Here is a 14,644-nt window from a genome sequence, read left to right on the forward strand (position 1 = left end):
CCCGCAGTCGCGAACCGAGATGGCCCCGTGAGCGCTAGGAGTGAGCCGGTGTTGCGAGCCCCGCAGTCGCGAACCGAGATGGCCCCGTGAGCGCGAGGAGTGAGCCGGTGTTGCGAGCCCCGCAGTCGCGAACCGAGATGGCCCCGTGAGCGCGTGGCAGGGGGTGGTGCTGGTCACCGGTACCGATACCGGTGTCGGCAAGACGGTGGTGACCGCGGCGATCACCGCCGCCGCGCAGGCCGCCGGGCTGCGGGTGGCCGTGGTCAAACCAGGTCAGACCGGTACGGCCGGCGGTGAGCCCGGCGACGTGGACGCGGTCAACCGGCTGGCGGCGCCGCTCACCGGTCGCACCCTGGCCAGCTATCCAGACCCGCTCGCGCCGCTGGCCGCCGCCCGGGTCGCCGAGCTGCCGCCGCTGGAGCTGTACACCGCCGTGGACGCCGTCCGTGGCGAGACCGACAAGCACGACCTGGTGCTGGTCGAGGGGGCGGGCGGACTGCTGGTGCCGATGGGGCTGCGCCCGTCTGGTGAGCCGTGGACGATGGCCGACCTGGCGGTGTCGCTCGGGGCGCCCGCCGTGGTGGTCGCCCGTGCCGGGCTGGGCACCCTCAACCACACCGCGCTGACCCTGGAGGCGCTGGACCGCCGGGCGGTGCCCGCCGGCGTGGTGATCGGCGCCTGGCCGAACACGCCGGAGCTGGTGCACTGGACGAACCTCACCGACCTGGTGCCGAACCTGCTCGGCGCGGTGCCCGCCGGTGCCGGCGCGATGGACCCGGGGGTGTTCCGGCGCTCCGCTCCGGGCTGGCTGACGCCGTCGCTGCACGGCGTGCTCGACGACTGGCGTGCCTGGGCCGAGGAGAGCGGCTGAACACCTCACTTTCGTCAGTGTCCGCCCAGGTCGAGCGTGGGTAGCGTGGCCGCCGTGAGGATCGCGAGGTGGCTGGCGGACGGGGCGTCGGGGGTGGTGCGGCGACAGGGTCTGGCGGATGCGCTGCTCTGGGCGGTGCTCGCCGCCCCGATCGGGTACGCGAGGCTGACCCCGCCGCACTCGCGGCACAACCTGGAGTTGCTGCTGGCTGGGCTGACGGTGCTGGCCGTGGCGGTGGCACTGGGACGGCGTCGGCCGCTGGTCGGGCTGCTGCTGGTGGTGCTCGGGTCACTGGTCGACGGCAACTTCGTGTTCGCCATCCCGGTGTTCAGTTACCTGACCGGGCGGCGCAGCGCCGGGGCGGCCCCGGCGGCCGTGCTGTTCGGCGTGATCGCGGTCGGTGGCACGACGCTGAACCTGGGTTTGCTCGGCACCGGGGCGGGCACCTGGTTCCTGCTCGCGTCGGTGCTGCTGTTCGCCGGGGTGTTTCCGTGGCTGGTCGGCCGGTACCGCCGGCAGCAGCAGGAGCTGGCCGACGCGGGCGGCCGGCACGCCGAGGCGCTGGCGCGCGAGCAGCGCGGCGCCGCCGAGCGGATCCGGTTGCGTGAGCGCGCCCGGATCGCCGAGGAGATGCACGACTCGCTCGGTCACGACCTCAGCCTGATCGCGCTGCGCGCCGCCGCGCTGGAGCTCGCCCACGACCTCGATCCCGGGCACCGTGCGGCGGTGGGGGAGCTGCGGACCAGCGTCGCCGCCGCCACGGAACGGCTGCACGGCATCATCGGGGTGCTCCGGGAGGAGGGCGGCCCGGCGGGGCTCCGACCGGCCGGCGAGACCGTCACCGACCTGGTGGACGGGGCTCGGGAGGCCGGGATGGCGGTGCGGCTGGACGCGCCGCCCGGTGCCGTGGAGCTGCCCGGGATGACCGGGCCAGCCGCGCACGGGGTGGTCCGGGAGGCGCTCACCAACGCGGCCCGGTACGCCCCGGGCGCCCCGGTCACCGTCACCCTCGCCCCCTTCGGGGACGGGATCGAGGTGCGGGTGCGGAACGGGCCGCCACCGGCCGGCCCGCTGCCCAGCCCGCCGTCCTCCGGCAGCGGTCTGCTCGCCCTCGCCGAGCGCGTCCGGCTGGCCGGCGGCGTCCTGGACACCGGTCCGCACCCGGACGGTGGTTTCGCGGTACGGGCCCGGCTGCCGCTGTCCGCCGACGCGGCGGACGTCGTTCCCGCCGAGCCGTGGTCGGCCGTGGTTGCCGAGCCCGGCGTGGGGACCGGCGGTGGTGCTGTCGACGGGGTGGAGCGGCCGGTCGACGCCGCGCGTCGGCTGAGCGAGGCCCGCCGCCGGGTACGCCGCAGCCTGTTGACCGCGCTCGCCGCCCCGGCGGGGCTCGCGCTGGCCCTGTCGCTGGTCTACTACTCGTTCGCCACGGCCGGCACGGTGCTGGACGAGTCGGCGTTCGACCGGATGCGGCCCGGCACCCCGCGCTCCGATCTGGCCGATCTGCCCCGCCGGGCGCTCACCCCGCCAACGGGCGCGGAGAAGGTCGGTTGCGAGTTCTACACCGACGGCAACTTCCCCCTCGCCGAGCCGACCTGGCGGCTCTGTTTCACCGATGGCCGGCTGGTCAGCAAGGAGCGGATCGCAGGATGACCACGGATACCTTCGCGGCCACGCCGGTTCGGGTGGTCCTCGCCGACGACGAGGCGATGATCCGGGCCGGCGTCCGCGCCATCCTCGCCGCCGACCCGGGCATCGAGGTGGTCGCCGAGGCCGGCGACGGGCGGACGGCCGTGGAGCTGGTGCGCGCGCACCGGCCCCGGGTGGCGCTGCTGGACATCCGGATGCCGCGCCTGGACGGGTTGGCCGCCGCCGCCGAGATCCGCCGGGTGGCGCCGGACACGGCCACGCTCATGCTGACCACCTTCGGTGAGGACGACCACGTGGCCCGGGCGCTCGGGCACGGTGCCAGTGGGTTCCTGCTCAAGGCCGGCGACCCGCGCGAGCTGATCGCCGGGGTGCACGCGGTCGCCGAGGGCGGGGCGTACCTGTCGCCTCGGGTGGCCCGCCGGGTGATCGAGCTGGGCGCCGGGCGGTTGGCCCGCCGGCCCGCCGCGCGGGACCGGACGGCCGGGCTGACCGAGCGGGAGCGGGAGGTGCTGGCCCTGGTCGGGGCGGGGCTGTCCAACGCGGAGATCGCCCGCCGGCTGCACCTGGTGGAGGGCACCGTGAAGAGCTACCTGACCAGCATCTTCACCCGGCTGGATGTCCGTAACCGGGTGCAGGCCGCGATCATCGCGTACGAGGCGGGGCTGGTCGACGGCTGAGCGGGGGCCCGGGAGCCCCCGCTCAGCGCTCAGGCGTCGCGGCGGCGCAGCGCGGCCCGGCCCAGCAGCAGCGCCGCGCCGGCCCATCCGGCGAGCAGCAGCAGCCCGATCGCGGCCGGGTACGGCTCGGTGTCGCCGGCCATGAAGTGCGCGCCGGCCACGCCCGGGAAGACGTCGGCGATCCGGTTCAGCACGGTGATGTCCGGTTCCTGGAGCGACAGCGGCACGATCATCAGGGTGGCGAAGAGCACGGTGAGGGTGAGCACCGCGCTGCGCAGCGCCGCGCCGAGGCCGAGCGCGAGGACGCCCACCAGCGCCAGGTACGTCGCCACGGCCACGATGTCGCCGATCGTGCCGGCGGCCGGTGCGCTGCCCCACTCGCCCAGCAGCGGCCGGGCGGCCAGTGCGCCGACGCCGCCGAGCAGCAGCCCGAGGACGAAGATGACCGCGCCGGTGACCACGGCCTTGGCCAGCAGCACCCGACCCCGGGACGGGGTGCACTGCAGCGTGGTCCGGATGGTGCCGCTGGTGAACTCGGCGGTGATCGCCAGCAGGCCCAGCGCCAGCACCGCGTACTGGGTCAGCTCGACCGAGTCGATCAGCACGGTGCCAACGGTGACGATGCCCCGGTCGTCGAGCGGGTCGTCGTTGGTGTTGTCGTTGGCCGCGTAGATGGCGAGCTGTGCGGCGCTCGCGGCCATCAGCACCAGCCCGGCCAGCGCCGTCCACCAGGTGGTCCGCACCGAGAACAGCTTGGTCCACTCGGCGGCCACCGCGCCGCGGAAGTCGGCCGGGGCGGGGCGGGTGTCCGGGATGGTGATCGTGCTCATCGTGCCTCGCTTACGGTCGGGCCGCCGGCGTACTCGACGCTGTCAGCGGTCAGCTCCATGAACGCCTGCTCCAGCGACGCGCCGTGCGGGCTCAGCTCGTGCAACCGCACCCCCAGCTCGTACGCCAGGTCACCGATCCGGTCCACGGCGCTGCCGCTGACGGTCAGCTCGTCGGGCCCGGCCGGCTCGACGGTGGCGCCGGCGGCGGTGAGGCGGGCGGCGAGGGTGGCCAGCCCGTCGGGGTGCGGACTGCGGACCCGGACGGCGACGGCGCTGCCCGCGATCACGTCGTCGATCGGCGCGTCGGCCAGCAGCCGTCCCCGGCCGATCACCACGAGCTGGTCGGCGGTGAGCTGCATCTCGCTCATCAGGTGACTGGAGACGAAGACGGTCCGACCCTGGTCGGCCAGCGAGCGCATCAGCTGCCGCACCCAGCGCACCCCGTCCGGGTCGAGGCCGTTGACCGGCTCGTCGAACATCAGCACCGGCGGGTCGCCGAGGAGTGCGCCGGCGATGCCGAGCCGCTGGCCCATCCCGAGGGAGAGGGTCCGGCCCGGCTTGGCGGCGGCGCGCCCGTCCAGCCCGACGGTGTCGAGCACCTCGTCCACCCGGCGCGCCGGGATGCCGTTGCTGCGGGCCATGGCCAGCAGGTGCGCCCGGCCGGCGCGGGCGGGGTGGATGGCCCGGGCGTCGAGCAGGGCGCCCACCTCGTGCAGGGGGCGCCGCAGCTCCCGGTACGCCCGTCCGCCGATCAACGCCTGCCCGGCGGTGGGGCGGTCCAGGCCGAGGATCATCCGCATGGTGGTGGACTTGCCGGCGCCGTTCGGGCCGAGGAAGCCGGTGACCCGGCCGGGTGCGACGTCGACGGTCAGCGCGTCGACCGCGGTGGCCGCCCCGAACCGTTTCGTCAAGCCACGTAATGTGATCATGCGTTGACGCTAGGCGTGCGGACCGCCGCCCCACTGCGCCCGAACGGCACCACCCGACCCTGACTTTCGTCAAGCCGGGGGCGGTTTGGTCACCGTACGTAGTCTTCCAGCAGCGCCGGTGTGAGCCCGGCCCGGTGGATGGCCTTCAGCGCCGCGAGAAGGTCGTCCATGAGCGCCGGCCGGAAGTGCATCAGCAGGACGTCGCCGGGCCGCACCACCTTCTCCGGGGTCTGGTAGCGAACGACCCCCTTGTGCACGGTCTCGGTCCAGTGGAAGACGGCCTTCATGCCGCAGTCGTGCGCGGCCCTCAGAGTGGTGGCGTCACGATCGCCGAACGGTGGGCGGAACAGTGTCGGGCGCTTGCCGAACAGCGTCTCCAACGTGTCCGCCGCCCCGCAGATCTCCTGCTTCTGGAAGTCGTACGACCTGCCGGGCAGTGACGCGTGCCTGCTGGTGTGATTCTCGACGACCCCACCCGCCGCCTCGATCTGCCGGAAGTAGTCGGTGTGTTCCGCCGCCGCCGGCGAGTTGAGGAACATGGTGACCGGGATGTGGGCCTCGCGGATGAAGTCGATCACCGCGGGCGGACGGGCCAGCGCGCCGTCGTCGATGGTGATGAAGGCGACCTTCTGCTTGGTCGGCAGCCGGTGCCAGAACGGGGCCGGACCGTTCGTGGGCAGCGGCACCGGTTGCGGTGGTGGCGCCGCGGGAAAGACCGGCACCTGCGACAGGTACCAGGCCAGGCTCCCGGGTACGGGCTTCTGCGTCGGCGACGGCGAGGTCGACGGTGTCGGGGGCAGGGCGGACGGGCTGGGCTGGGTCGCGGTGATCTGCCGGGCGTGGAATGTCTGGCCGGGGCTGGCTGCGCAGGGACTCAGCGCCAGCAGGGCCAGAAGTGGGACGACGACACGGATCCGACGGGCGGGGGTGGCTGACACGCCCGGAAACCTACCGAGTTGATGTCAGGAGCCGGTCAGCTCGGTGTGGTGATCCTGTCCTCCCGGCGACGGACGATGAAGGCGTCGGGCATCCGGAAGGTGAGATTGTCGGGACACCACGGCGCGCGGACCACGGTCGTTGCGTCGAGCAGCGGCGCGGCCTCGGCCACCACAACGGCCGCCTCCATCCGGGCCAGCACGTCGCCGACGCAGCGGTGCGCGCCCGCCCCGAACGCCAGGTGCCGGCGCGATCCCCGCTGGCCGGGGCGGAACTCGTCCGGCGATTCGACGACTGCCGGGTCCCGGCCGGCGCGGGCCAGCCAGAGTACGAGGCTGGTGCCCGCCGGCACCGCGGTCCCGCCCAGCGTGCTGTCCGCCGCCGCCACCCGGCGCCAGGTGACGATGGGCGGTTCCAGTCGCAGCCCCTCCTCCACCACGTCGGCCACCGTGACCTCGCCGGTGCGGAGCCCGGCCCGCACCGCGGGTTCGCCGGCCAGCCGGTGCAGGAGCAGGGTGAGGAACTGTGAGGTCGTCTCCTGCCCGGCGACGAGCAGGAAGAAGAGCGCACCGACCACGACGTCCGGCGTGTGCCCGGCCGCGCGGAGTTCGGCGGCCAACCCGCCGCCGGTGGCCGCGAAGTCGCGCAGCACGCCGTGGAACCGGCCCACCTCAGTGGCGAGCGCCAACTGGCGGTCGGCGTCCAGCGGCGCCCAGAACAGCTCCAGTGCGGCCCGCGCGAACTCCTTGACCGCGCCGACCGGCGCGTCCGGCAGCTCGACCAGTCGGGCCAGCACCAGCAGTGGCAGGTCGGCGGCGAGTTCCGCGTAGAGATCGACCGGTTCACCGGCGTCGAGCGTCGCGGTCAGCCGGGCGACCCGGTCCCGGACCAGCGCGGTGAGCCAGGGACGCTGCGCGGCGACCCGAGCGGGGTGCAGCGCGTCGGCGACGATCGACCGGATGGCCGGATGGCTGGCACCGGAGTTGTTGGCCAGGGTGGGCGGCAGCCGGAACCGATGCCCGGCGAGCACCCGCAGCGCCGTCACCGGCATCGGAGTCACCGCGTCCAGCGCGTTGTCCGGCCGGTAGGTGACCGGGTCGGCGAGGACCTCGCGGACCAGCGCGTGGCGGGTGGCCACCAGGTGGCGTACGCCGACGTGGTCGGCCACCGTGGCCACGTCCGGCCACGGTGCCCCGACCGCGGACTCCCAGCTCCGGAACAGCACGCCGACACGCTAGCCGGCGGCTCCCGGCAGGCCGGCCCGCAACCGCCAGACGGTGGTGCGCTTCACCCGGACGCTCTCCAGTGCCTCCGGCACCGGCACGTCGTAGTGGGCCAGCTCGTCGAAGCGGTCCCGGGGCAGGAACGCCCGACCGGGGTCCCCGACCAGCACCAGGGCGCCGGCGCGGGTGGCGCGGAGCAGGAACCGCAGCATCCGGCGGGCCATCGCCTCGCTGTAGAAGGCGTCCCCCGCGAGCACGACCTCGGCGTCACCGGCGTCGCCGTCGAGGATGTCGCCGAACTCGGCGTCAACGCGTACTCCGTTGGCCTCGGCGTTGAGCGCGACTGCCGCGACCGCCAGTTCGTCCACCTCGACGGCCCGCACCGACGCCGCGCCGGCGCGGGCGGCGGCGATGGCCACCAGCCCGGAGCCGGAGGCGAGGTCGAGCACCCGGCGGCCGGCGACCAGCTCCGGATGGTCAGTCACGTAGCGCGCGAGGGCCTGGCCGCCGGCCCAGGCGAAGGCCCAGAACGGTGGGGGCCGGTCACTGCTGAACTCACCCTCGGTCAGCTCCCAGAGCCCGATCGGCTCGTCCGCCTGGTGCAGCCGCACCTCCGGGACGAAGGCGACCGGGGCGAGCCGGGCGTGCAGCCGGACGAACGTGCTGGAGAGTTCGGACACCCGGGAATTGTCCCAGCGACCCGGTGTCCGGCGTGTCGCGGGGGAGCGGTGACCGGTTCACCACCGTCGGTGATAACCCGCCCCGTGCTTGCCGCCCGGTGCGAACACACCCGTCTGGTCGGGTCGAGGCCGCGCTCCTAGCGTTGCGGGGTGGGGACGACCGAACGGAGGACGGCGGTGGTGACGGTGTGGCGGTACGCGCTGAGGCTCGGGGTGGTGCTGGCCTGTCTGAGTGGCGTGGAGCTGGTGCTCGCCGCTCCGGCGCAGGCGGCGTTCACCACCGAGCTGAGTGGGTTGCCGGCTCGGTTCACGGCCGGCGACCAGGTGCGTACGGTCTCCGCGGTGGTCTCCCGGACGGACCGGCGCGGTGGATGCGTGAAGGTGCGCTGGTCGATGGTGCTCAGCGTGCAGGGCATCCGACTCGACCAGGTGAAGATGGACCGGGTGGAGGAGACCGGCGACTTCCCGCTGGAGATCCGGACCGAGGGCGACGTGGCCCGGCTGACCGACCGGCAGCTCGACCCCGGCACTCTCTGCCCGAACCGCACGGTCACCGCCCGCTACCGGTTGGCCTTCGCCGAGGACGTCACCGACGGGCGGGTCACCCTCGCCGCAGAGGCGTACGACGAGAACCTGCGCCTGCTGGCCCGGCAGACGGCCACCCGCTCGGTGGTGGGAGTGGGCGGCACCCCGAGCGCGGCGGCGGAGCCGACCGCGACACCGGCGGAGCCGAGCGACCCGGCGACCGAGCCAGCCGGGGCCGAGAGCGACCCGGCGGAGGAGCCGGTCGGCGACGAAGCGATCGACGCGGCCCCTCCCGCGGCCGGCGCTGGTCGTCCGGTGGCGCAGTCCGGCGGTTTCGGTCTGGTGCAGGCCGCGTTCCTGCTCGGCGGATTGCTGCTCTTCCTGGGGGTGGGGTTGCTGCTGCGGCTGCGTCACCTGACCCGAGCGGCGACCGCCGAGGCGGACGACCCACCGGTGGACCGGCGCTGGGAGCGCCCCCCGACCGACCGCTGGCGGCCGGCCCGCTGGTGACCGGGTCGTGGGGCCGTTGAGGATCTGTCCGGCGTTGGCCGGAGGGCCCGCTGGTGACCGGGTCGCGTTGATCGGGGGCCGTCGGGGCCGGCGGAGGTCCGCCGGCCCCGACGGTGTCACTTCGAGAACGCCTGGAACTCGGCGATCCTGACCTGGTCCCGGGCCGGGCTGGCGGTCGCGCAGTCCGTCGTCGTGGCCGGGTCGTTGTCCTGCTCACCGGCGTAGTGCGGGCCGCCGGTGCACTGGCTGGCCAGCACCTCCAGTCGCAGGTGGGTGGCGAGCGTGGTGGGCACCGCGAACGTCCGGAGGTTGATGTCCCGGCTGTACGCCCGGTACGCCCCGCCGGGGAACGCGTCGCCCGCACTGGTGTAGATCCGCTGCCAGCGCGCCGGATCCGCGCAGTCGGTGGTCTTCGCGTTGCAGGCGGACACCGCGAACGAACGCAGCGCGCTGAGCGCGTTCTGACTGCCGGTGTCCGGGTCCGCGACGATCGCCGGGCGCAGCATCGCGCTGACGTTCACCCGCTTGACCACCTGGGGGGCGTCCCCGGGAAGTGCCACGGTGAGCTGCCGGCCGGCCACCCCGTCCAGCGAGGCCCAGTTCGTCGCCTCGGTGTCGTCGCCGATCCGTTCCAGGTTGACCCCGTCGCCGGTGATGGTGGCGCCGGACGCCGTGGACGCGAGGTTGCGGCTCATCCGCAGGTCCACGTACCCGTCGTGACCGGCCTTCGCGACCACGCTGAGCCGCTGGTGCCCGAAGCCGGGCGCCACGGCGAGCAGGTTGTACGTGCCGGCCACCAGCTCCACGGTGTCCGGCAGCGGCGTCGCCGGGTCGGTGTCCGCCACCGGCACCGCCCGCGCCTCGTACTCCCCGGCGTACACCCGGATCGGCGCGTCGGCGCTGTCGCCCCGCGGCCGTAGGGTGAGCGTCGCGTTGCCGCCGCTCGGCGAGGCGAAGCTCGGCGTCGGGTCGGTGTCGGCGGCGCCGTTGGTGACGGCGTCCCGGCCCATTCCGGAGCGCGCGAACTCGGCCCAGATCAGGTCCTGGTTGGCGCCGCCGAAGCGGAGCAGGTCGGCGGTGAGCATGTTGTCGCGCATGTCGAGCATGCTGACCTGGCTGGCGGCCTGGAGCAGGAACGAGTCGAAGACCAGCTGCGACCAGCGTCGGTTGCCCGGGCACTTGTCCGCGGCGACCTTCCCCTGCGCGCACTCCAGTTGCCGTTGCGGGGTGCCGAGGCCGTACCGCTTCACCAGCGCGGACCGGACCCGGAAGTTGGTGGCGCCCCAGATCTCCCCGTCGGCGTGCACGGCGGGTCCACCGGTGTTGTAACCGATGTCGGAGTAGTTGAGCGGGCTGCGGCTGAGGTCGTAGTTGCGGATGCCGCTGACCAGGTTGCCGGTGACGTAGCCGCCGGTGACGAAGGGCGTCTCGCCGGGGGCCCGCAGCCCGTTCTGGAAGAGGTACTCGGCGGCGAGCAGGTCGCCCCAGGACTCACCCATCGCACCGCCCTGGTGGCCGCCGATCCCGCTGTCCGGGCCGGCGATCATCCGGTTGGTGATCGCGTGGGTGTACTCGTGGCCGATCACCGTCATGTCGTAGTCGCCGTCCACGCACGGCGGGTACGGCCCGCCGGCCTGCGGCTGCCACAGGTACATGTTGGTGGTCGGCGGCAGTCCGTCGCGCGGGGTGCCCTGGTTGGCGTTGTTCCGGTTGCCGCTCAGCGCCCCCTGCTGGGCGCGGCCCTGCTCGGCGTCGCCGCCCAACCCGGCCGGGGTGAGGTTGACGGCCTGGAGGTTCCACGCCGACTCGGTGAAGCCCAGCTGGTACGACCAGTCGTGCATCCGGTTGTGCATGGCGAACAGGTTGGCGATCGACGCGTCCGCGTCGTTGCGCTGGGCGGACGTGAACACGTCCGGGTTGCACTTCGCCTGGTGCCACTGGTCGGTGAACGGGTATTCGTAACGGCGTTCCAGGCTGGGCGGGGCCGGGACGACCGGGGTGCCGGCACCCCAGGACAGCACCGTGTTGGCCGAGTTGCCGCGCGAGGTGAAGGTGGGCGTGCCGGTGGCCGCGTCGACATCCCACGGCTGGCCGGTGGCCGGGTCACGGAAGGCCGCCTGGCAGCCCGGCGCGGGGTCGCCGCACCAGCGCACCCGAGGGTCCTGCCCGGGGCCGAGATCGCGGGGCGGGGTGGCCGGGAAGACGGCCCAGCTCGGGTTGTCGGAGTCGAAGTCGACGAGGTCCTCACGGACCAGCACCTGCCCGGTGATCCCGTCCACATAGGTGGTGAAGGCGGCCGGGTGGTCGGTGTCCGCGCTGATCAGGGTCACCTCGTACCCGGCCCGGGGCCCGTCCAGCGGGGTCGGCACGGCCACCGCGCGCACGGTGTGGCTGGCCACCGCGCTGGCGTCCAGCTTGGCGTCGGTGAGCGCGGCGGCGTACGCCTGCTCGGCCGTGCGGGTGGCCGGTGCGGGTACGCCGGTGGTGCGGGCCAGCGAGGAGCTGACTGAGAGCACCGTGCCGCCGGTGACCGCGACGGTGACCAGGCCGTCCGGCCCGGCCGGCAGGTCGCCGAAGCGCTGCCGCAGGGTGACCACCGCTCCGCTGCCGATCGGCCGGACCAGCACCCGTTCCAGGGCGGCCACCGCGGCGGTGTCCATCCCGAACAGGTCCCGGTTGGCGGCCAGGTAGGCGCGGGCGGCGGCCTCCGGGTCGGTGGGCAGCCCGGTGGCGAGCGGGGCGCGGCCGGGGCCGAGCGCCTGCGGGGTGCCGAGCCGGTTCCATCGCACGTCGGGGTCGGCGGCGCGGGCCAGCCCGCGTTGGCGGGCGTCCGGTGCCGCCGTACCCCGGCGGTTGTCGACGTCGGCGTGCTGGTGCCCTTCGGCGAACGGCCCGGACCGGCGCTCGGCGGACGGCGCGCCGCCGGCGGGGGCTGCGGTGCTGACGCCGGTGGGGAGCAGCGCGGCGACCGTCGCCGTCGACGCCAGGATGGCGATGAGCCGGCGTCGACGCCGGCTCATCGGGGGTGACCACTCCGGTTGTGGCACGGGACCTCCTCGTGGGAGCGGATGACCGGCGGCCGCCGGCCGACGCTGCGCGGTAGCGCATGTGCATCTGTGGATATCAGCCGGTCGGGGTGGCGGCAAGGTCCGGGCACGCCGACGCGCCGACGGATCGAGATAATTTAACTTTACAAAGTAGGCAGCCTAGTAAAATGAGCGTGACGCGCGCCGGCCCTGGCGCTGGTTCCGCCGCTGCGACGGGCGGCGCGCTCAGGCGACCGGCGACCAGTCGGGGTCGCGGCCGAAGGCGGCAAGGAGGCGGTCCTGCTCGTCGTCGCCGGACACCCGCACCCCGCCCCGGACCAGGTCGTCGCGCCGGTAGTCGTCGACCCGGCCGGCGAACCATCGGGCGCACACCCGCACCACGTCTGGGTCCAGCCGCGGCTCGGCGCCGATCGCCACCGCCACGTCCCAGCCGTGCACCATGTGTTCGGCGAGGAGCTGCTGGAGGTACTCGTCGGCCGGGGTGTCACCGGCGGACAGGTGCACGGTGCGATCGCGCGCGCCGGGATGGGTGGCGGCGATCTCGGCCTGCGCGGCGGCCTCCCGCGCCGTGGTGGCCGGGTCGGCGCCGAGCTGGTCGCCGTCGAACCGGCCGCCCACCTCGTCGACGGTCCGGCCGGCGAGCAGCGGCACGCTCCACCGGTCCTCGCCGACCACATGGTTGACCAGGGTGCGCACGTCCCAGTCCGGGCAGGGTGTCGGGTCGGACCACTGGCCGGGCCCGACCTGGTCAACCCGGTCGACGAACTCGGCCAGGCTCCGGCGGTACGCCTCCAGCAGATCCATGCTGCCGATTGTTCCGGGCGGCGTGGCGAGGCGAGTGGTTTTGCCGGGCCCCGGCAGGGTGATCCGCGCTGGCCGGCGGTCGGCCGCCCGCGGATCAGTCCAGGTCGGTCGGGTCCAAGCCGAGCTCCCGGGCGGTGACCAGGCGGACCCACTCGCCGAACTGCCGGCGGGAGATCACCCGGTCGTGCACGGCGAACTGCACGGCCAGGCCGTCCATCACCGCGCTGATCCGCCAGGCGGCCCCGTCCGGGTCGGCGCACTGGAAGGTGCCGTCGGCGACCCCGGCGGAGATCACCGCGGCGAGGTCCTGCCGCCAGCGCAGGTCGAGCCGGCGGGAGACCTTCTCCACCTCCGGGGTGCGTAGCGACTCGGACCAGCCGTCGATCCACATGGACCAGGAGGTGGCCCGCCCGGCCGGGGTGTAGAGCTTGAGGATCCGGCGGAGCTTGGTCAGCGGCGGGGCCGAGGATCGGGTCACCGCGTCCAGCCGGGCCAGATCCTGCTCGACCGCGTACGCGAGCGCCTGCGCGAGCAGCCGCTCCTTGGTGACGAAGTGGTAGAAAACCAGGGCTTGACTGACCCCGGCGGCCTGCGCCACGTCCGCCGTCCGGGTGTTGGCCAGACCGCGCTCGACGATCACGTCACAGGCGGTGCGCAGCAGGGCATCCAGGCGGATCTCGGCCGCACGTCTCGTCACGACCGTTACGGTAGCCCATCCGACCGAACACGAACAGTTACCCGTCACCGTCCGATCCGCGACGCGACAGTCGGAACCCGGACACTTCCAGACGGTGCCTTCCGTCGTTTTCCTGAGGGCGTACGTCGAGGTCCGCCGGCACCAGCTGACGCGCCGGAACGCTCGTCGCCCGCCGCGCCACCCGGCGACGGGCATCTCGACCCCGCGACGTCGGAGTGTGACGGCTGCCAACCATCAGGGCAGCCCCCTAGGAAGCCTGGCGGTGGTGGGGCTGGTCCCGCCCGGGCGGACGCGCCGACGCGGACCCCGAGTTGGCAGTCGTTCACCGGCTCGGCTAAAGTTCTCATCCGTCACCCGGGAACGCCGGGGGCGTGCGGACGTAGCGCAGCTGGTAGCGCATCACCTTGCCAAGGTGAGGGTCGCGGGTTCGAATCCCGTCGTCCGCTCGGAGCTGCCGCCACGTACGACGGGGGCAACCTCGGTGGGGTGGCCGAGAGGCGAGGCAACGGCCTGCAAAGCCGTGTACGCGGGTTCAAATCCCGTCCCCACCTCAGCAACAAGGCACGGGCGATTGGCGCAGTGGGAGCGCGCTTCCTTGACACGGAAGAGGTCACTGGTTCAAACCCAGTATCGCCCACCAGCAGAAAACGGCTCGTTACCGGAATCCCGGTAACGAGCTTTTCTGTATGCGCTCGCCAGGTCGCGAGCTCGCCAGCTCACTGCGTGAGCGACGTCAGCAGCTCCCGCAGCCAGGCGATCTCGGTGCGGCTGGTGGCGGTGGCGATGCGGAACAGCCCTCGGCGGAAGGGGTCGTCGGGGAAGTCGTCGGCGCGCAGCGGTCGGTCACCGTCCCAGAAGAAGCTCGCCGGCTGGGTGAGGAAGTCGAGCCGTCGCCGCAGCACGGCGGCCTGACCGGCTGGGTCGTCCAGGTGGCGCAGGAAGGCCAGCAGCGTGAACCAGCGGTTCTCGTCGGTGATGAACAGTTCGTCGGGGGTGCGCAGCCGGCGCAGCAGTTCCGCCTGCCCGGCGGGGCTGAGGGTGAGCACGTGCCGTGGCGCCGCCACCTGGCCGGCCTGAACGTCGCGACGTAGCAGGCCCGCGCGCTCCATGCGCTTGATCGTCGGGTAGAGCGTCCCGTCCGCGATGGGCCGGACGTGGCCGGTGAGCGCGGCGACGCGCCTGCGCAGCTCGTACCCGTGCAGCGGGGCGTCGGCCAGGAAGCCCAGTATCGCGAACTCCAACATCGTGTTAGCTTACCTCCACAAAGG

At 73.7% G+C, this 14,644-nt stretch carries 13 protein-coding genes and 3 tRNA genes; 7 read left to right on the forward strand and 9 right to left on the reverse strand.

Going from position 1 to position 14,644, the window contains the following annotated elements; genetic code table 11:
• The first annotated feature begins 166 nt into the window (after positions 1-166).
• Genes bioD through ACWD6N_RS18625 form a run of 3 tightly spaced genes read left to right on the forward strand, consistent with a single transcriptional unit; the run spans position 167 to position 3,195 of the window.
• A complete protein-coding gene (bioD, locus tag ACWD6N_RS18615) occupies positions 167-871 on the forward strand; it encodes a dethiobiotin synthase (protein WP_354963306.1) in 705 nt (234 codons plus the stop codon).
• A gap of 54 nt (positions 872-925) precedes the next feature.
• Positions 926-2,521, forward strand: a complete 1,596-nt coding sequence (locus tag ACWD6N_RS18620) for a sensor histidine kinase (RefSeq protein WP_354963042.1) — start codon at positions 926-928, stop codon at positions 2,519-2,521.
• Entirely contained in the window at positions 2,518-3,195 is a 678-nt protein-coding gene (locus ACWD6N_RS18625) for a response regulator transcription factor (protein WP_354963041.1), read from the forward strand. The genes ACWD6N_RS18620 and ACWD6N_RS18625 overlap by 4 nt, the downstream gene beginning before the upstream one ends.
• A 29-nt stretch (positions 3,196-3,224) precedes the next feature.
• On the opposite strand, the gene ACWD6N_RS18630 is transcribed toward ACWD6N_RS18625, so the two are convergent.
• The 5 genes from ACWD6N_RS18630 to ACWD6N_RS18650 form a co-directional block, all read right to left on the reverse strand.
• Complete coding sequence (locus tag ACWD6N_RS18630; RefSeq protein ID WP_354963040.1) at positions 3,225-4,025, reverse strand: ABC transporter permease subunit; 801 nt, start codon at positions 4,023-4,025, stop codon at positions 3,225-3,227.
• Positions 4,022-4,954 carry an ATP-binding cassette domain-containing protein gene (locus tag ACWD6N_RS18635; protein ID WP_354963039.1) on the reverse strand — a complete coding sequence of 311 codons (933 nt, stop codon included), beginning with the start codon at positions 4,952-4,954 and terminating at the stop codon, positions 4,022-4,024. Before ACWD6N_RS18635 ends, ACWD6N_RS18630 begins: the two co-directional genes overlap by 4 nt.
• 89 nt (positions 4,955-5,043) lie before the next feature.
• Positions 5,044-5,892, reverse strand: a complete 849-nt coding sequence (locus ACWD6N_RS18640; protein WP_354963038.1) for a polysaccharide deacetylase family protein — start codon at positions 5,890-5,892, stop codon at positions 5,044-5,046.
• 35 nt (positions 5,893-5,927) lie between these two features.
• Positions 5,928-7,115 carry a cytochrome P450 gene (locus ACWD6N_RS18645; RefSeq protein ID WP_354963037.1) on the reverse strand — a complete coding sequence of 396 codons (1,188 nt, stop codon included), beginning with the start codon at positions 7,113-7,115 and terminating at the stop codon, positions 5,928-5,930.
• Positions 7,116-7,124: 9 nt separating this feature from the next.
• On the reverse strand, positions 7,125-7,793 hold the full coding sequence (locus ACWD6N_RS18650; RefSeq protein WP_354963036.1) for a class I SAM-dependent methyltransferase: 669 nt from the start codon (positions 7,791-7,793) through the stop codon (positions 7,125-7,127).
• A gap of 150 nt (positions 7,794-7,943) precedes the next feature.
• On the opposite strand from ACWD6N_RS18650, the gene ACWD6N_RS18655 reads away from it, so the two are divergent.
• Positions 7,944-8,828 carry a hypothetical protein gene (locus ACWD6N_RS18655; protein WP_354963035.1) on the forward strand — a complete coding sequence of 295 codons (885 nt, stop codon included), beginning with the start codon at positions 7,944-7,946 and terminating at the stop codon, positions 8,826-8,828.
• Positions 8,829-8,944: 116 nt separating this feature from the next.
• Here the strand turns inward: ACWD6N_RS18655 and ACWD6N_RS18660 are convergent, their stop codons facing one another.
• The 3 genes from ACWD6N_RS18660 to ACWD6N_RS18670 form a co-directional block, all read right to left on the reverse strand.
• On the reverse strand, positions 8,945-11,875 hold the full coding sequence (locus ACWD6N_RS18660) for a M36 family metallopeptidase (RefSeq protein ID WP_354963034.1): 2,931 nt from the start codon (positions 11,873-11,875) through the stop codon (positions 8,945-8,947).
• 225 nt (positions 11,876-12,100) lie between these two features.
• Positions 12,101-12,679, reverse strand: a complete 579-nt coding sequence (locus tag ACWD6N_RS18665; RefSeq protein WP_354963033.1) for a TIGR03086 family metal-binding protein — start codon at positions 12,677-12,679, stop codon at positions 12,101-12,103.
• A 94-nt stretch (positions 12,680-12,773) separates the two neighbouring features.
• The gene (locus tag ACWD6N_RS18670) at positions 12,774-13,376 is read right to left on the reverse strand and encodes a TetR/AcrR family transcriptional regulator (protein ID WP_354963032.1); all 603 of its coding nucleotides are present in this window, start codon (positions 13,374-13,376) and stop codon (positions 12,774-12,776) included.
• A 373-nt stretch (positions 13,377-13,749) separates the two neighbouring features.
• Here ACWD6N_RS18670 and ACWD6N_RS18675 point away from each other — a divergent pair.
• From ACWD6N_RS18675 to ACWD6N_RS18685, 3 genes are all read left to right on the forward strand, one after another.
• Positions 13,750-13,822 (forward strand) — tRNA-Gly (locus tag ACWD6N_RS18675).
• A 34-nt stretch (positions 13,823-13,856) separates the two neighbouring features.
• Positions 13,857-13,927: transfer RNA gene (locus tag ACWD6N_RS18680), tRNA-Cys, on the forward strand.
• Between the two features lie 14 nt (positions 13,928-13,941).
• Positions 13,942-14,016 (forward strand) — tRNA-Val (locus ACWD6N_RS18685).
• A 76-nt stretch (positions 14,017-14,092) separates the two neighbouring features.
• Here the strand turns inward: ACWD6N_RS18685 and ACWD6N_RS18690 are convergent.
• Entirely contained in the window at positions 14,093-14,620 is a 528-nt protein-coding gene (locus ACWD6N_RS18690; RefSeq protein ID WP_354963031.1) for a PadR family transcriptional regulator, read from the reverse strand.
• Positions 14,621-14,644 lie beyond the last annotated feature (24 nt).

The organism is Micromonospora sp. NPDC005163 (genome assembly GCF_053599835.1).